Source organism: Niastella yeongjuensis, from assembly GCF_900110245.1.
Classification (GTDB): Bacteria; Bacteroidota; Bacteroidia; order Chitinophagales; family Chitinophagaceae; genus Niastella; species Niastella yeongjuensis.
The window spans coordinates 112575-129245 of record NZ_FOCZ01000020.1; the positions used below are offsets into that span (position 1 = coordinate 112575).

Genomic DNA, 16671 nt, shown 5'->3' on the forward strand with positions numbered 1-16671 from the left:
TTATTATTTATTTATTCTTCCACCCTTGTTGGAATTTCGAAAACAAGTGCAGAGAACGGATTTATCAAAAAGGGTTGTTCGGGTTGCACCACTGCCGGCGCCAGGCTGCCCGGGCCATTCCATGCTACATCGGAGGTATCGAATAGTTTGGTACAGGCTTTTTCGAACTGAATACTTTCGGGTTCTTTGCCCAGGTTCAAACAAATGATCAGTGCAGCTGCATTGCCATGCCGTTCAAAATGCAGGATATTTTTTTGAATACGGATGTTGCGTACCGCATCATCGCGCCGGAAGTTTTGCAAAGCCGGTTGTTCCTTACGAAAAGCGATCAGGTACTTGTAGAACCGGAGCAAACCCGGCACTTCATCTATTTGCCAGCTTAATTTCGACTGGTTAAAAATCGCTTCCTCCTGCGGATTGGGCACCTTGCCTTCCCAGTTAAACACAGCAAACTCCCTGCGGCGGCCTTCACATAACTGTTCTATTAGTACTTTATCGGTATGACTGGTAAAATACAGAAAGGGGTTCTTTTCGCCATATTCCTCGCCCATGAACAACAACGGTACATGGGGTGACAGCATAAGCGTGGCCGCAGCTGTTTTCAACGCTTCAGCATCCAACACGGTACTAAGCCGGTCGCCTAACAGGCGGTTGCCCACCTGGTCGTGGTTCTGCACAAAGGCTATGAACTGATTGTACCCGGTATTCACAGGCATTTTACCAAAGCACCGTTTGCGGTGTTTGGAGAACTGCCCGGTATACACATAGGAATTTTGCAGGGATCGGGCCAGGTCTTCGAGCGGACCAAAATCTTCATAATACCCCGTTTGCTCACCGGTAATAGCGGCATGCAGGGCGTGGTGAAACTCATCCACCCATTGCGCATCCATGCCATAACCACCTTGTGCAACCGGGGAGATATAGCGGGGATTGTTCAGATCAAATTCTGCTATCAGGAGCTTTCTTCTTTGTACGCGTTGCTCCAGCAACCTTACCTGCGAAGTCAGTTCTTCCATAATATGCAAAGCACTGCTGTCGAAGATGGCATGCACCGCATCGAGCCGCAGGCCATCTATCCGAAACTCATCGAGCCACATCAGGGCGTTCTGAATAAAATAATTGCGAACACCATCGCACCACGCACCGTCGAAGTTTACAGCACCGCCCCAGAATAATTTATATTTATCGGTGAAATAAGGCGCGAAATTCGGCAGGTAATTCCCCTCCGGACCAGCATGGTTATACACTACATCCAGGATAACGGCAATGCCCCATTGATGAGCGGCATTTACCAGTTGTTTCAGATCGGCCGCCGTGCCATACTCATTATGAATAGCAAAAGGGAATACGCCATCGTACCCCCAGTTATGATGCCCGGGAAACTGGGCTATGGGCATCAGTTCGATGGCTGTTATACCCAGTATCTGGAGGTGATCGAGTTTTGAGATAATGCCCTGGAAAGTACCGGATTGGGTAAAAGCGCCCGTATGCAATTCATACAGGATCATCTCGGCCGGTTCTATGCCTTGCCAGTCGTTATCTGTCCAATCGAAAGAAGGATCAACAATTGCGGAGGGACCATGAACACCTTCGGGTTGCCAGCGGGAGGCCGGGTCAGGACGTTGCAGTTCGTTATCGAGCTTATACCAGTATTGCATCCCCGGTGTTACCTGGCCTATAGTGACCGTCCAATAACCCATTTCACCTTTTTCCATGGGCCAGGGCAATTGAGGCGAAGCTGCTAAAACCACCTGCACAGCATTGCATTCAGGCGCCCAGACAGTAAAGGTGCATTGGCCATTTTTTGTGGGCGCAGGGCCGATAGAGATATAGGTAGTATACAAGGTTGTATTTTCGGTAAATCGTTGAAAAATATATGCCACTACTCTTCCTGCAGATCGATCTTTTTCAGGTCCATGTTCGCAGGGCCATTCAACATCTCGCCATCAATGGAATACCGGGCACCATGACAGGGGCAATCCCAGGATAACTCGGCCGCATTCCAGGCCACGCTGCATTTTAAATGCGTGCACGTAGGGTTCAGCACATGCAGGCTTCCTTCCGGATCTTTATACAGGGCAATTTTATGTTTTTCAAACACTACTACTTTTCCTTCACCATGCGCCAGTTCAGACAGGGATTCCAAATGGCTTCGGGCTACAAGCCCGCTTACCAGGTTCTTTACCACATCGGCATTTTCCTTTATTAAATTCGTAAAACCTGCTATCGGTTTTATTCTGTTGGGATCGAACAACTCTTTATATGTACTGGCTCCGGTAAGAATAAGATCTGATAAAAGTATGGTAGCCACCTGGCTGTACACCATCCCATTGCCACCATATCCAGTGGCTACATACACATTAGGTCTGGCGCCTGGCAACTCGCCGATATAAGGCAGTCCATCAGCCGGTTCATAATATTGCGAAGACCACTTATGTGTAATACTTTCTACATTGAAGTACTTTCTTACATTCGCCAGCAACCGGTTGAAACAAGCTTCGGTATTGTCTTCATGACCTGTTTTATGGTCTTCACCGCCAACAATAAAATAGGGCTCCCCCTCTATTACCTGCGTTCTGTAATAACGATAAGGATCATACATATCATAACACAATTCAGCGGGATAGTTATCAAGTGGTAATTTTACAGCCATTGCATATGACCGGTAGGGTGCGCAGCGTAAATGCAACACATTTACACCCGGTGGAATATGGGTGGCATACACCAATGTATTGGTTACATAAGTATAATCATCTTCAGTTTGCACTTCTATAATTTCTTCACCGGTCACTTCATCTGTTCTATGGTTATGATTAACAACCACCGTTTGTTCTACAATATGACCACCTGCATCCATATAGTTTTTTGCCAGTTCGTATACATATTTAACCGGACTGAACTTTGCCTGAGCAGGAATTTCAATAGCTTTTGTAAAGGGAATATTTACCGGGATGGTACCGGTGTAATGAACAGGCACGCTTACTTTTTCGCAGGCCTCCACTATCTCCTGTAATTCTTTTTGCTGATCGTCGTTTTCCGCAAATAGATAAGCAGCCGTTCTTTCAAAACCGCATTCGATCTGGTATTGTTCAATATTTCTTTCTATGTTATGAATGGCTTCTTTTACGCCTTTCGCCACCAGTTTTGCCGGTTCTTCACCAAAGTTTTTAATAATGGTACTATAAGGCGTATCGAGCAAGGTATTGAGATGGGCTGTTGTGCCGCCGGTAGTGCCAAAACAACAATTATGGGCTTCCAGCACCAGGCATTGCAATCCTGCATTCTGTAACCGGTGGGCCAGGCTTATGCCGGTGATGCCGCCGCCAACAATGATCACATCGTATTTGGCGGCCAGGGCAGTATTGGTAACTTCCAGCGGTTCTACCGTTTGTTGCCATAAACTGGGCAATGCACCATCTCTTTTGATCATAATGGATAATATTAAGAGATAGGGAGTAGGAAGTAAGATGTAGGAAGATCTTGCAATACATACCTCATACCTCTTACCTCCTATTTCGATTTTTATTTAATACTAACGGCTGGTTGATTTCTTCCTCGTTGTTCTTTTTCTGCTGGTTGCTCTTTTCTTACCAGGTGCTTTCTTTTTGGCAGTAGCTCTTTTCGTCGGCGCACTTCTTTTAGCGGAACTTTTTTTAGATGCCGATTTCTTTTTGGGCACTTTGGCGCCTTCTTCGCGGGCTTCAGACAAACCGATGGCAATGGCCTGTTTAGGGCTTGTTACCTTTCTGCCGCTTCGGCCACTCTTTAATTTTCCCTCTTTCATTTCGTGCATGGCCCTTCCTACTTTTTTACCTGCACCTCTTGAATATTTAGCCATAAAAAATAATTTAAAGGATTAATAATTATTATCATCCTTCAATTTCATTACCAGTATATAGTGTAGATGATTGTCTACAGGCAATGTTTTTGTGACTTCTGGAATTATGGAACTTTTTGACAAAAACCTGCTTATAAAAATCGGCAAATACCTGAAGCGTAAAGAAGAAACGATTGCCGTTGCAGAAAGCGTTACTTCAGGTTTGCTGCAATATGCTTTCTCTAACATTCCCGACGCTACCGATTTCTTTCAGGGTGGACTTACGGCTTATAATGTTGCACAAAAATTTAAACACCTGCAGGTTGAACCGATCCATGCGCTGGCCGTTAACTGTGTTTCACCATTGGTGGCCGAACAAATGGCGCTTCAAGTTTGCCACATCTTTGGTGCGCATTGGGGCATTGGCATAACAGGCTATGCCACACTGGTACCGGAATCGGGCAACAAACTGTTTGCTTACTTTGCTATTACGTATAAAGAAAAAATCATTTTAAAAGGAAAACTGCGCAGCACTGCAGAAACCCCGTCCGGGGTTCAATTGTATTATACGCAAACTTTATTACAAAAGCTGGCCACTGTTATGAAGTGATCATTCTTCTGTTTCACTATAAGGCGTATCAACCGGTTTTGACTGGGAGGAACCTTTCTGCCGCAGGTAAATGGATAATACAATAATGGCGAATACCGATAGAAATTCGCTTTGCCAGTTCTGGAATGACTCGAACCAGAAACGGGTACTTCCTATATAACGGCCAAACGTCCACAAGGGCAAAACTTTCTGCGCCAGCTGTTCATTTTCGTCTTTATAACTGCCATATAAATGCAGCATAAAGGAAATCAAAAAGAGCAACAACAGAGCAATAGTGAGGGAATGTTTATAGACAGCCAACACCCAGCCGCCCCTGCGTACCGGCCAGGGCGCCCCTTCCCTCCTGGGGTCTGGTTCGCGGTCAACCTCTTCCCCTTCTTCAAACTTCTTTGATTCGGAGGAGCCTTTTTGATACAGCCAGATGGTAAACACTACGAAAAAAGCCATTTGTAAAAACTCGCTTTCCCAGTTTTCGAATGTAGATTCAAGAAAGTGCCCGGAAGTTAAATATTTTGATAAGGTAACCGTTGGCTGTCCCTCCTCCTGTTGTTCTTTATTATACTCTACGATGCCGGTAAAGATCTGTCCCGACAGGGTTACTACAAAAAGCAGGAAGAACACAATGGATAAACTATTGTTATGAATGAACTTCCGCATAAAACAGGGTTTAATTTAACTAAAAGAGTCCCGATAATACCGCCGGGACTCAACAATCCAATAATGCTCATCAGTAAAAAAAAATTATGCTGGTTATTATTCTTCCTCCTCCTCCTCTTCTTCGCCTTCTTCCTCTTGCTCAGCTTCCCAGTTAATACCGCCTTCAGCAATGCCGGTCAATGTTTGATCGGTTTGCTTTTCTTCTTCCAGTATTTGCTGCAGTAACTGGGCCACCTCATCTTCGCCCATGGTTTTTGCCAGCGTAACCAGCGTACCATAGGTAGCGATCTCATAGTGTTCTACTTTTTGCGCTGCAGCAATAATACCGGCATCACGGGTCATAGAGCCTTTTTCGGTTTCTTCCAGAATGCTCTCCCCTTCTTTTACCAGCCCTTCCATGGCTTCACATTTTTTAGCCTGGGCTTTTTTACCCATTATTTGAAAGGCTTCTTCAATGCGTGACACATGCTCCTGGGTTTGACTCAGGTGTTCTTCAATAGCTGCTTTCAATTCCTGGGTGGTCGCTGCCTTTTGCAGTTTAGGCAAGGTTTTGGTGAGCCGTTTTTCGGCCCAGTAAATATCTTTAAGCGATTCCATAAAAAATTCCTGGAGCTGGGTATTTCCTTTTGCGGTGGCTGCTAAGGCAGTTTTCTTTTTTGTGCTGCGTGACTTAGTTGTTGCAGGCATATTCGTTAGGTTTTACAGTTTATAAATAATAAGAACCAATACAAAATGTTGTGCCTGCGCGTATTTGATGAAACCGCGCTGACCTTCCCAACATGCGGGCATTATTTCCCCAGGCATGGTACAGATATTTCAGCTGTCATTAAAACATTATCCATATGACTGAAGAAGATAAGATATTCAACATTTCATTCGAAGCTGATGGAACAAAGTATACCGGTTGGGTAAACCCATCGGATAAGTTCAACGACGATGGCTTTCCGGTTTCGTTTCATGTTGTTTTGAATGATGCTTCATTTGGCCATGTATCTCATAACAACGGTGAATGGACAGTTAATGAAGACCGGCCTGAAGGCCTTATTGAAAAGGTAGGCAAAGCCATTGAAAAGAAGTATGCCGTATAAAAATAGGGCAAAAGGCAGGGGGCAGAAGGCAGAGATCTTTGCGCTCTGCCCTCTGCCCCCTGGCCATTATACTTTATAGAAATTAACCTAACTGCATTCCCTGGGCCTTCAGGTGCTGGAACAACAGCAAGGTGATCGCGCTCTTCGCTTCCCCTGCCTTAGTGATATCAACACACCAGAAATATACGGTAAGATCGAAACCATTATCGCTTACTTTGGTGAATAGTACGGAAGGTTCGCGGTTCTCATAAACAAAGCCGGAGGCGAGAATGGCTTTTTTAACCGTGCTTGTTACTACTTCCATATCATTGTTACCGGTAACGCTCAGGTCAAGTTGAATGCGTTGCTGGTTATTGCTCAGTGTCCAGTTTACAATCTGTTGTGATAATACGTCGCCATTCGGAATGATCACTTCGGCCCCATCGCCGGTCATGAGGGTGCTGGAACGCAGACCAATTTCCCGCACACGGCCCTGTTTATCGCCAATTTCCACCACATCGCCAATTTGTAGCGGGCGGTCGAAGATGAGAATGATGCCCGACACGAAATTGTTCACAATATTCTGCAAACCTAAACCGATACCAACACCCAGCGCGCCTAATACGATGGTGATCTTATCAACCGGAACACCCGAAGCAGCCACAGCCAGCAGGTAACCTACGCATAATAAAATAAGCCGGGCTATCAATAAACGGGAACGTTGTCCTTTGTTATGCAGTTCATCCTCATCTGCAGTACCGGTATCGCCAAAAAAGAAACCTACATATTTCTGCAGCAGGTGCGCCAGCCAGATTATAAAGAAAAACAACAGCACGCCACCCAATGTAAATTCAGCGCTGCCAATGCTGCGTGGAGCGGTTAAAAACGAACCCAGCCACTCGGTTACCGACGTGTAGATATTCAGGTTGGTGGTGAATACGATCAGCCACAACACTACCGTAAGGAACAAAACCGGCCTGCGGAAACCCGAAAGTACAGGCTGGTAGTTCAGTCGGGTTTGCACATTACGGCGCAACCGGCTGGCAACAATTTGTTGCAAAATAGCTTCCATACATATTTTGCTGAACACGGCCAAACCAATGGCCTGCGTAAACGCAAAGATGGCAGCGCTGCCCAGGATCTGGGCCAGCGAAACCCGGCCGGCCATATTACACAATACACTCACCAGGTTCAGGATGTTATGCAGGTTGATCACAAACTTCAGGAAGCTGCGCATGGGCAGGTTCTGTTGTATTTGTGAAAGGAACAACATACCAAACACTACTGACAAAATATTCAGTAAGATCAACCAGGTGCGTTGACCCAGGCCGGGATCGGCCATATGATGGGTGAATGAAAAACAGATGTACAGTATTACCATGGCTATCCAGTACAGGAACAGCCGGCGTGGCCATTTTTTCCAGCAGATGACGGTGAGAATCACCAGCATCAAAAACTGCATGGATTCAATATATACAGAGGGCGCATGCAGATCGAACAACGGGGCTACGGCAAACATCATGATAAAGGAAGCCACGATATAATTATGCGGCAGGTATTCGAATTCCAGGTAGCTGAGATTGTCCATCGCATTGACGCGCTTCAGCGTTCTGATGTTGCGATACAACCAGATAAAGAACAACAGGCCAATCAACAGCAGGAACAACCTTTTTTGACCACTGTCCTTGAAATAATAATGTAAGGCCTTTTTCTCACCATCAACCGCCTTGCCCAATGAACTACGGGCGCTGTTGGAAAGGCTTACGGTATCTTTCTCCCACAGGTAATTGTATTCCTTGCCAAAAATGCGGGCGGTAGAGGTATTTAATAAAGTACTTACTTTTTCCAGCAGTTGGGCAGCTGTAATGGAATTGGAGGATACATGCGTTTGCAACAGGTTAACCGCTGCCAGGGCGCCGCGCAATTTTTGGGTAGAACTGCCGAACAGCTCGCGCATGCCTTTTAATTGCGGCTGAAACTGCACCCGTAACGCCGAATCGCGCCACATTTGTCGCATCACGGTGTCACCCACCAGGGTTTTTGTGCTGTTACGCAGATCAACCAGTTTGCCCTCGGTGCTATCCAGCATTTCACGGTCTTCTTTGCAACTGGTCTGAATATTCAGCAACAGGGTCCTGAACACCTGCAGGTTGCGCAGGTTCAGTGCGGCGCTGTTGTTGAGCACATTGTCTTTTAATACGGCCAGCATGGAATCCGTATCGGCCAGTCTCGATTTGATCAGTTTTACCGGCAGACCCAGTTCGCTTTTATTCCTGACATTATTCAGGATCAGGTAAGTTTTTTCTATCTGTAATTGAAAATCACTGGTGGTCAGTTTGGCAGAGTCCGCAAACAGGGAATTGAGCGGATTATTCCTTTTAAACCGGCTGGTATCTTTGGGGATTGAATCGGTTCCAGTAAACCTCCGGCTTGAATCTGTATAGGGTGTACGGGGGGAATGTTGCGCCCAGGCGGGGCACGCTAACAACAGGCTAATGATCAGGACGGCCAAACGGCCAGACGGCATTCTCATGAATACTAGATTTTGAGCTGCTAAACTATAAAAACTAGGCTGAAAATTCTAACGATTTTATCAGAAGCGCCTGAGGGTTATTTAATTATTTCTAAAAGAAAATTGTGCCGGCAGGCAAACTTCAAATAAGAGGAAAATATTCTACACCATAACAGGTATGGCTCTGAAAAGAACCGGTTTTATATTTGCAAACCTTAACAAGCTATGGGAAAGAATAAAGTAAATATAGTTATGGCGGATGATGATGTTGAAGACATCGAGTTAATAGAAGAGGCAATCCTGAATATTGAACCGGCAGCAACTCTGCATAAGTTCCATAATGGCCATTCTGCCATAGAATACCTGCATTCCGCACCCGATGATGACCTCCCCTGCCTCATTATCCTGGATTATAATATGCCTGAACTGAAAGGTTCGGAGGTTTTATCTTTCATGAAATCTAAAAAGCGGTACGACACGATCCCTAAAGTGGTACTAAGCACCTCTAACGCTTACATGCATCAGCACGAATGCATGAACAACGGCGCATCCGCCTATATTGTTAAGCCAGATAATATGAAAGAATTAAACGGCCTGGCAAAAAAGTTGTTGATGTACTGTAATGGTACCGCTTAATTCTTCGGCAAATAAATAGTAAAACAGGCGCCCTTGTCAGGTTCACCTGTTGCCACGATAGCCCCCTTATAATTCTGAACAATTTTTTTCACAATTGACAACCCGATGCCTGACCCTTTTGTATTGGTCGAATTATTAAGGCGTTGAAAGATCTCAAAGACCCGCACAGCATAGGCCTGCTCGAAACCAATTCCGTTATCAACAACCGAGATCTTGTAATATTGCCTGTTATTCTCCAGGTTGGGTGCTTTAATATCAATCCCATTTACCAACTTGCAGCTTATTTTTATTACCACATTACGGTCGGGGTGCTTATATTTAACGGCGTTGTTGATCAGGTTAAAGAACAGTTGTTTCAACTGGAAAGGCACTCCCGGTACCACAGGTAACTTTTCAGCTATGATCTCTCCCTTCTCCTCGCCGAATTCCTCATTATGCGAATGGATTATTTCCTCGACAATGGTGTTCAGATCTACCTGTTCAAAATTATCCGCATTAACGGTCGAACGGGAATAGATCAACAGGTCTTCGATCAGGGTCTTCATTCGTTCAGCCGCTTTAAGCGACCGGTTTATATAATCCTTTGACTTGCTATCTAACTGATTGCCTGGTTGATCAGCTATATAGTTAATATACAGATTGATCTTACGTAAAGGTTCTTTCAGATCATGTGAAGCTGCGTAAACAAATTGTTCCAGTTCTTTATTCTGAAACTCCAGCTTTCGCAGGTAATCTTTCAGCTGGTCTTCAGCCAGCTTTCTTTCTGTCAGGTCGCGGGTCACTTTGGTAAACCCGATTATGTGGCCTTCATTGTCGTGTATAGCAGTCAATACAATACTACCCCAAAAAACACTGCCGTCTTTTCTTTTTCGCCAACCTTCATGCAAAGCCTTACCGGCATCTTTTGCCAGCCGCAGCAATTGCAGGGGCAAGCCTTTTCTCCGGTCTTCAGGCAGATAAAATTCCTGGAAGTTCTTGCCTACAATTTCTTCTTCTTTATAACCTTTTATTTTTTCGGCGCCTTTATTCCAGTTTATGATCGTGCCTTCCCTGTCCAGCATCAGGATAGCATAGTCTTCTACTTCTTCTACCATCTTATGGTACCGTTCTTCGCTTTTTTTTAATTCTTCCGTCCTCATCATCAGGTCACTGGTTTTCTTTTCCACTAACTTCTCCAGGGAAGCGGCCAGTTCACGTAATTTTTCCTCGCGGATCCTTTGGGTTAGTTCCTCTTCCGTTTCCTTTCGATGGGTTATGTCGTAAAAACAATTGATGGCGCCTACCTGTTTTCCAGCTCCATCAACAACCGGAGCAATATCCACCCGAATATAAAGGCGGGTGTGGTCTGGTCGCTCAAGAATGAATTCAAGGTCCAATTTAGGTAACCCGTCTTTCAAACATTCGGCAATAGGACTTTGATCATGCGGCAACCAGGTACCGTCAGGCTGATACAACTTATATCCACCACTAAAACGTTCATTCAGGTCACCCAATGAAGGCCGTCTTCCCCACAACTGTACAGCCTGTTCATTGTATCTTTGGATAACGCCATTCATATCGAACACACTTACCGCCGTTGGCATACTGTTTAGAATTTGACTGTCTCCCAAAAAGCCGGTTTCATGTTCAGAAATCCCCTGTTGTTGTTTCATTCAAAAAATATTAGGGTTATATAAAATTACCAAAACCACCTCCGATACACTTGAAATAACCATGCTATAAAGTGCACTGTGACTAATATGTTGGCATAGTTTTTATAGTTTCGAGGAAACCGCAAAATAGCCATTCAGGCTCCTTATGCCCTCCCTGAGCCAATTAGTTAACACAAATGAGCCAGATACAACAGGCCTGCCGGATGTAATTAATTATCTTTATAATATGAAATACAACCGGGTCCCATCTGAATTAATATCAGGGCCATTTTTCAACCGGGCGCTTACCATAAATGGGCTTTCTGTAGTGGAATCCTGTGCGCATATTATCCGCACGCAGGGCGCCATGCTGCTGGAAGAACATTTGTTGTTGTATGTGCGGAGCGGACAAAACGTGATCACCCACGGCAAAGCCACGTATGTAGTGAAGCAACATGAAATGCTGCTGATGAAAAAAAATACCCTGATGCAGTACGACAAAACCGGCCAGTACGACAGTGTGCTTTTCTTTTTAAAAGATGAATTCCTGCTTGATTTTATTCGCATTGCCAACATAAAAGACACAACCACCAAAGAATCGGCAGCCATTTCACCCAAACCGGTGACCGAACGCATGCAGAAATTTATTGAAAGTGTAGTGCCTTATTTCAGCGAACCGGAAAATGTAGATGAAGGATTGCTGCGAATAAAAATGCTGGAATTATTGTACGATGTGGCAGCCACGGATAAAAACCTGTTACAACAATTGCTGCAAATGAAACACCCGGTAAAATCGGAGCTCACAGCCATTGTGGAAGAAAACTTCACCAACCCCATCACCATTGAACAACTGGCTTACCTGTCAGGCCGAAGCCTGGCCAGTTTTAAACGCGATTTTAACACCATTTACAACATCCCGCCTTCCGACTGGATACGAATAAAACGGCTGAACAAAGCAAAAGAAGCACTTGAAAACACCGACCTGTCTGTACTGGACATCTGTTATATGGTAGGGTTTGAAAACCCTTCTCATTTCTCCCGCATTTTTAAGGAACATTTCGGTTATCCGCCCAGTGCAGTGCGGCAACCGGGAATAAATGAGCCAGACAGTAATAAAAACTGAGCTAACAGGCAAAGCCTCATAAAAGAGACGGTACGAACTTCGTATCGTCTCTTTTATTTACAGACATTAAACAAGTTATACAATGGCGTTAGTACAAGCGTGGGCGGCCCAAACCGCACACGGAAAACTGGAACCTTTTCAATATGAGCCTGGTCCCTTAGGCCCTGAGGAAGTAGATATAGCAGTGGAATATTGCGGCATTTGTCATTCAGACCTCTCCATGTTGCACAACGATTGGGGCATTACTACTTATCCGTTTGTTCCCGGGCACGAAGCCATTGGGAAAGTGGTAGCACTGGGTGAGGTAGCCAAAGAAAAAGGGTTGACCATTGGCCAGCGTGTGGGAGTGGGCTGGAACAAATCGGCCTGTTTGCATTGTGAACATTGTTTGAAGGGAGCCTATGAGTTGTGTACCACGGGCAAAGCCACCATCGTGGGCCATCATGGCGCCTTTGCCAACCGGGTACGCAGTCATTGGGTGTGGGCAGTGCCTATACCGGCCGGGGTTGATGCGGCGGCTGCAGGTCCCCTGCTGTGTGGTGGTATTACGGTATTTGCGCCCCTGCTCGACGGGCATGTGTTACCTACTCATAAAGTGGGCGTTTTTGGCATTGGCGGACTGGGTCACATGGCCATCAAATTCCTGAAAGCCTGGGGTTGCGAAATAACAGCATTCACTTCCAGCAACAGTAAGTTCGAAGAAGCCCGTTCGTTCGGGGCAACACACACGGCCAGCAGTACCGATTCGGAAGCAATGAAAAAGCTGGCCGGCAGCCTGGATTTTATAATGATCACGGCCAATGCCACCCTTGATTGGGACAGCATCATTGCCTTATTAAAACCGGGCGGCAAACTGCATATTGTGGGTGCGGTGCTGGAACCTATTCCGGTACGGGTAATGTCGCTGCTGGCTGGTAAAAAATCAATTTCCTCCTCCCCCGCCGGCAGCCGCATACAAACCGATCAGATGCTTCAATTTGCAGCGCAACACAACATTGCACCGATGGTGGAATATTTTCCCATGAGCCGCATAAATGAAGCCATGGCGCACCTGGAAGCAGGAAAAGCCCGGTACCGGATCGTGCTGAAAACCGATCTTAACTGATGAAAACTGCATTAAAAGCCCCCGGCCTATCCGTCAGGGGCTTTTAACTATCCGTAAAAGGACTTATCTTTATGGAGATGAAACGGATAATTCTTTTTGCCGCGATACTGATCTCCGCTGTAGCAGTGAAAGCACAGGTACCAATGGGCTTTGGCTCTTTGAACCAGCCCTTCTTCAGGCATTATGGCCAGGTGGCCGATTCCAATACGCATCAAAAGAAATGGTTCCTTTCAAAATATGGGGCTATTTCGGCCGGTTATACATTTTTCAGAGGCGGCGGCGGACCGTTCTTGTCAGCGCCCATGGGTCTGCAGATTAACCGGCAGTTAACAAATAATGTCTACGCTTTTGCCGGTGTTAATGTGGCCCCGACCATCTTCAATTTCAACAGTCCTTACAATCAATCTTTCAATAAGACCAGTAGCTTTATGAATAACAGCCGGTTTGGCGCTTATTCATCGGCTTATATGGGTGTGATGTATGTGAATGACGAAAGAACATTTTCTATTAGCGGCAGCATTGGCATCAGCCACTATTACGGCGGCCAGTCACCTTTCTACACCCCGAACACCCCTACCATCAAGAATTCTCACCAACAGTAAAAGAGATTACAGGCAGTAATTATCTGTAATACATGTGATCCCGCGGACGCGGTTTGTTCACTTCTATCTTTTTACCGTCGAAGTTGTATACATCGTAGTCATACCGGTCATTAAACTTCGGATGCCCGTTTTGTACAAACACATAATCCTTTATTCGGAACCAGCTGGTCATGATGGTATCGTAGGCTATAGGCGTAATTAACCGGTTTTTATTGAACACACCTACTTGTCCCCCCCGCACTTCCCAGCCTTCCTCCTGGTAATCGTGGTTATAAAACACCGTTCCCCCCTTGTTTACCATCCAAAGGGTATCACCTACTTCCTGCACCCAGTCGTATTCAATAGGCACTATAATGTTGTTGTTGGCATCCACCACGCCCCATTTAACTCCTTCGGCTATTAAATGACCGGTATCGTCATTTACATAAAAGGAGAAGTTGCCCAGTGCAACTTTGAAGTAATCCGGATTTACAAAACCATCTACAAACGCATATTCATTGGGAATTTTGGTAGTACCATCGGCATAAATGATGCCCCAGATCCCCGTAAACGCGCACATGTCCTCGTCGTAATCATCAAATTCGGTTGCCACGCTTTGCCGGATCGCCTTAAACAAACCAGGCTCACCCTCGCCGCCTCCATACGTATTACTGGTAGCCCGGAAGATGTTGTCGTAGGGCAATGCATGTAATTCACTGGTGGGAAAATGAAAAGAGAAATACCGGTTAGTCAGGTCCTGTACTATTACCCGGTCGTTTTTAACGGTGGTAAAAATGAATTTGTATTTAAAATCGAGCAGCACCATTTCGTTGGTGTCGATGATGCCATAACCTGCTCCTTTTTGTGCTTTGTACAGGTTGCCCTGCAGATTGTATAACGACACATAAGCGGGTGTAATAATGGTTTCCCCTTTATTATCCAGCAGTCCCATACTATCGCTCTTCAGCACCAGTAACCGGCCACTATCGTCTATCCGTACTGATGTGACCCCGGATACACTTGCTTTCAACTGGCCGTTCAAATCAAAAAAATAAAAACTATTTCCATCAACCTGCCAGGTATCATCGGTATAAGCCACCGCTTCCAGGTAATTCAGCACGCGGTTAAAACCGAGCAAGTCGTAAACCGGTTCCACCAATATGTTATATCCGCCGTCAAGGGTTCGTTTTAACACGCCCCATTTTCCGTCACTATTTTTGTAAATGGTGATCGAATCATACACCTCTTCGCTGTATTCAACCGCGTAAGTGATAACGACAGCTGGTGGCAACCCGTTATGTTTCATGGATTAGAATTTTAAAATGTCGGCCGAAGCAACGATGCCGATGGGTAAAGGTACACTTAGTTACTTATTTCGATCGTAAGTAAGTGCAAGCTTTAGATAATCATCCAGGAAACTACGGGGTAACCCGAAAGGTTCCTCGTCATTTCCTTCACAGATAGTCACGTCGATTTCCTTACCCCTATAAAACAGTATCCTGCGGCCGTTATAGTCCTGGTCGAGGTGCGTTAAAATAGCATCTGCGTTCCTGGAAAAATCGATCATCCATTTTTTAACTGCCGGTGATTTCTCCATGGCAATGCTCATATCGGTAGTTACGGCCACAAACTGGAACACAAACACCTCCTGATCCTTTAACCAGATTATTTTTGATTCATAATTCCCATAGCGCATTTTACCGTTTCCCAGATAGGCGCTTTCAAAGCTTTCTTTAAAGTCTTCCAGGTATTCCAAACCGCGGTTAAATTTCATCCAGCCGGTAGCCAGTGAAGTGAGTAAGTCGGGATCAATATCGAAGATCAGACTGGTGATAAAATGTAAAACGTCAAAATCCTTCACTATTTCATGCCTGTCGAGGTAACTGCTTCTATGGTCATTTAGTTTGAACCCACTACCGCGTAAACTGGTTTCTTTACTATCGATGATCAACTGCAATGGGGCCTCCGCACCCGCCTCGGAGTTTTCATTCAACCAATGGAGGCAATCGGTGATTTTTTCTTTTTTTATGTAGGATATGATTGAATTGTTTTGTCCCATTATGATTTTTTAAAACGCGTTCTCTATAATGGTGGCTAAATTATAAAAGGCCGGCGTGATAAAAAGTTTAAAAAAAATGGCCGCAAAAGTTTGTAATTAAAAAAGGAACCTTACATTTGCAACCCCAATGATAATCAAGGGAGTTTAGCTCAGTTGGTTCAGAGCATCTGCCTTACAAGCAGAGGGTCGGCGGTTCGAGCCCGTCAACTCCCACAAAGGTCGAAATCCATTACACACAAGGGTTTCGGCCTTTTTTCATTCTCGCCTTTGCCTGACAGATGGTTTAAAAAAGTCACTAAATTTTAAACTCTGTCAAAATGATCTCCACCTTAAATGGGTGCTACCATTCCACCATCAAAGTGATTCCCAAAAACTGGCACACTACAAAAGCCAGCGTTAAGACCCCTTGGCGTATTTATTATCAGTTTCATGATCCAGCCATTCTTGATAACTGCAAAAACTTAATAGTTGAAGTACAGAGGTACAGAGGAAGCAAAGAGGTGCCAACGAGGAGGCATAGAGGTGTTACGGATCAGGTTGAAAAGAAACGGATGTTTCGGATCAAGTCAAATAGTTGGGGGATTAGGTTTTTACGCATAGATTTTCTGGAGCCTGAATAAGAAGAAGTTAATGTCTCTTACCCCTCTGGCAGAAGCCCTAAAAGATTTGATTTTTGCATTAAAAGATTCAGCCGAAGCATTGGTGCTTCTGTTATTAAAGTAATTCAAGATACTTGGGTGGTGTGTTTCGATGGATCTATAAACGGTCCTAAAAGATTCAATACCCGCTTCTTCTATTTCATTGAACCATAAAGCCAGTTTTTTAAACGCCTCTTCTTTGCACTTGCAGGAGTTGAAGATGATAGTCAGTCTC

16 protein-coding genes and 1 tRNA gene are annotated in these 16671 nt (G+C 45.1%); 7 read left to right on the forward strand and 10 right to left on the reverse strand.

Annotated features, from left to right (window positions below):
- Positions 1-11: 11 nt before the first annotated feature.
- From treZ to BMX95_RS31780, 3 genes are all read right to left on the reverse strand, one after another.
- Positions 12-1844, reverse strand: coding sequence for a malto-oligosyltrehalose trehalohydrolase (gene treZ / locus BMX95_RS31770; protein WP_081201980.1), 1833 nt, complete (start codon positions 1842-1844; stop codon positions 12-14).
- A gap of 38 nt (positions 1845-1882) precedes the next feature.
- Positions 1883-3430, reverse strand: coding sequence for an FAD-dependent oxidoreductase (locus tag BMX95_RS31775; protein WP_242673173.1), 1548 nt, complete (start codon positions 3428-3430; stop codon positions 1883-1885).
- Positions 3431-3532: 102 nt separating this feature from the next.
- Complete coding sequence (locus BMX95_RS31780) at positions 3533-3838, reverse strand: DUF6496 domain-containing protein (protein ID WP_081201945.1); 306 nt, start codon at positions 3836-3838, stop codon at positions 3533-3535.
- A 106-nt stretch (positions 3839-3944) separates the two neighbouring features.
- Between BMX95_RS31780 and BMX95_RS31785 the strand changes: the two genes are divergently transcribed.
- Positions 3945-4427, forward strand: coding sequence for a CinA family protein (locus BMX95_RS31785; protein ID WP_081201948.1), 483 nt, complete (start codon positions 3945-3947; stop codon positions 4425-4427).
- Here BMX95_RS31785 and BMX95_RS31790 read toward each other — a convergent pair whose 3' ends face one another.
- The gene (locus BMX95_RS31790) at positions 4428-5084 is read right to left on the reverse strand and encodes a DUF6766 family protein (RefSeq protein WP_081201949.1); all 657 of its coding nucleotides are present in this window, start codon (positions 5082-5084) and stop codon (positions 4428-4430) included. It lies immediately after the preceding gene.
- A gap of 96 nt (positions 5085-5180) precedes the next feature.
- Positions 5181-5771 carry a YciE/YciF ferroxidase family protein gene (locus BMX95_RS31795; protein ID WP_081201951.1) on the reverse strand — a complete coding sequence of 197 codons (591 nt, stop codon included), beginning with the start codon at positions 5769-5771 and terminating at the stop codon, positions 5181-5183.
- 155 nt (positions 5772-5926) lie between these two features.
- On the opposite strand from BMX95_RS31795, the gene BMX95_RS31800 reads away from it, so the two are divergent.
- The gene (locus tag BMX95_RS31800; RefSeq protein WP_081201952.1) at positions 5927-6172 is read left to right on the forward strand and encodes a hypothetical protein; all 246 of its coding nucleotides are present in this window, start codon (positions 5927-5929) and stop codon (positions 6170-6172) included.
- Between the two features lie 82 nt (positions 6173-6254).
- Here BMX95_RS31800 and BMX95_RS31805 read toward each other — a convergent pair whose 3' ends face one another.
- Positions 6255-8684 (reverse strand): mechanosensitive ion channel family protein, encoded by a 2430-nt coding sequence (locus BMX95_RS31805; RefSeq protein ID WP_081201955.1) that lies wholly within the window; start codon positions 8682-8684, stop codon positions 6255-6257.
- A gap of 204 nt (positions 8685-8888) precedes the next feature.
- Between BMX95_RS31805 and BMX95_RS31810 the strand changes: the two genes are divergently transcribed.
- Positions 8889-9299: a response regulator gene (locus BMX95_RS31810; protein WP_081201961.1), complete on the forward strand. Its 411-nt coding sequence runs from the start codon at positions 8889-8891 to the stop codon at positions 9297-9299.
- Here BMX95_RS31810 and BMX95_RS31815 read toward each other — a convergent pair.
- A complete protein-coding gene (locus BMX95_RS31815; RefSeq protein WP_081201964.1) occupies positions 9296-10951 on the reverse strand; it encodes a PAS domain S-box protein in 1656 nt (551 codons plus the stop codon). The two genes, BMX95_RS31810 and BMX95_RS31815, sit on opposite strands and share 4 nt — an antisense overlap.
- A 226-nt stretch (positions 10952-11177) precedes the next feature.
- On the opposite strand from BMX95_RS31815, the gene BMX95_RS31820 reads away from it, so the two are divergent.
- The 3 genes from BMX95_RS31820 (at position 11178) to BMX95_RS31830 (ending at position 13760) form a co-directional block, all read left to right on the forward strand.
- Complete coding sequence (locus tag BMX95_RS31820; RefSeq protein ID WP_090519702.1) at positions 11178-12053, forward strand: helix-turn-helix domain-containing protein; 876 nt, start codon at positions 11178-11180, stop codon at positions 12051-12053.
- 82 nt (positions 12054-12135) lie between these two features.
- The gene (ahr, locus tag BMX95_RS31825) at positions 12136-13158 is read left to right on the forward strand and encodes an NADPH-dependent aldehyde reductase Ahr (protein WP_081201966.1); all 1023 of its coding nucleotides are present in this window, start codon (positions 12136-12138) and stop codon (positions 13156-13158) included.
- Positions 13159-13235: 77 nt separating this feature from the next.
- Positions 13236-13760, forward strand: coding sequence for a hypothetical protein (locus BMX95_RS31830; RefSeq protein WP_133053970.1), 525 nt, complete (start codon positions 13236-13238; stop codon positions 13758-13760).
- 19 nt (positions 13761-13779) lie between these two features.
- Here the strand turns inward: BMX95_RS31830 and BMX95_RS31835 are convergent, their stop codons facing one another.
- Positions 13780-15045, reverse strand: a complete 1266-nt coding sequence (locus BMX95_RS31835; protein ID WP_081201971.1) for a WG repeat-containing protein — start codon at positions 15043-15045, stop codon at positions 13780-13782.
- A gap of 60 nt (positions 15046-15105) precedes the next feature.
- A complete protein-coding gene (locus BMX95_RS31840; RefSeq protein ID WP_081201974.1) occupies positions 15106-15798 on the reverse strand; it encodes a hypothetical protein in 693 nt (230 codons plus the stop codon).
- Positions 15799-15936: 138 nt separating this feature from the next.
- Between BMX95_RS31840 and BMX95_RS31845 the strand changes: the two genes are divergently transcribed.
- A tRNA-Val gene (locus tag BMX95_RS31845) sits at positions 15937-16011 on the forward strand.
- A 377-nt stretch (positions 16012-16388) separates the two neighbouring features.
- On the opposite strand, the gene BMX95_RS31850 is transcribed toward BMX95_RS31845, so the two are convergent.
- On the reverse strand, positions 16389-16671 hold a 283-nt coding region (locus tag BMX95_RS31850; RefSeq protein ID WP_143067626.1), incomplete at its 5' end, for a transposase.

Excerpts from the sequence above, each read along its gene's own strand:
- BMX95_RS31840 (WP_081201974.1), bottom strand. The coding sequence starts at position 15,798 with ATGGGACAAAACAATTCAATCATATCCTACATAAAAAAAGAAAAAATC.
- BMX95_RS31820 (WP_090519702.1), top strand. The coding sequence starts at position 11,178 with ATGAAATACAACCGGGTCCCATCTGAATTAATATCAGGGCCATTTTTC.
- BMX95_RS31830 (WP_133053970.1), top strand. The coding sequence starts at position 13,236 with ATGAAACGGATAATTCTTTTTGCCGCGATACTGATCTCCGCTGTAGCA.
- ahr (WP_081201966.1), top strand. The coding sequence starts at position 12,136 with ATGGCGTTAGTACAAGCGTGGGCGGCCCAAACCGCACACGGAAAACTG.
- BMX95_RS31785 (WP_081201948.1), top strand. The coding sequence starts at position 3,945 with ATGGAACTTTTTGACAAAAACCTGCTTATAAAAATCGGCAAATACCTG.
- BMX95_RS31795 (WP_081201951.1), bottom strand. The coding sequence starts at position 5,771 with ATGCCTGCAACAACTAAGTCACGCAGCACAAAAAAGAAAACTGCCTTA.
- BMX95_RS31835 (WP_081201971.1), bottom strand. The coding sequence starts at position 15,045 with ATGAAACATAACGGGTTGCCACCAGCTGTCGTTATCACTTACGCGGTT.
- BMX95_RS31790 (WP_081201949.1), bottom strand. The coding sequence starts at position 5,084 with ATGCGGAAGTTCATTCATAACAATAGTTTATCCATTGTGTTCTTCCTG.
- BMX95_RS31780 (WP_081201945.1), bottom strand. The coding sequence starts at position 3,838 with ATGGCTAAATATTCAAGAGGTGCAGGTAAAAAAGTAGGAAGGGCCATG.
- BMX95_RS31815 (WP_081201964.1), bottom strand. The coding sequence starts at position 10,951 with ATGAAACAACAACAGGGGATTTCTGAACATGAAACCGGCTTTTTGGGA.
- BMX95_RS31800 (WP_081201952.1), top strand. The coding sequence starts at position 5,927 with ATGACTGAAGAAGATAAGATATTCAACATTTCATTCGAAGCTGATGGA.
- BMX95_RS31775 (WP_242673173.1), bottom strand. The coding sequence starts at position 3,430 with ATGATCAAAAGAGATGGTGCATTGCCCAGTTTATGGCAACAAACGGTA.
- BMX95_RS31805 (WP_081201955.1), bottom strand. The coding sequence starts at position 8,684 with ATGAGAATGCCGTCTGGCCGTTTGGCCGTCCTGATCATTAGCCTGTTG.
- BMX95_RS31810 (WP_081201961.1), top strand. The coding sequence starts at position 8,889 with ATGGGAAAGAATAAAGTAAATATAGTTATGGCGGATGATGATGTTGAA.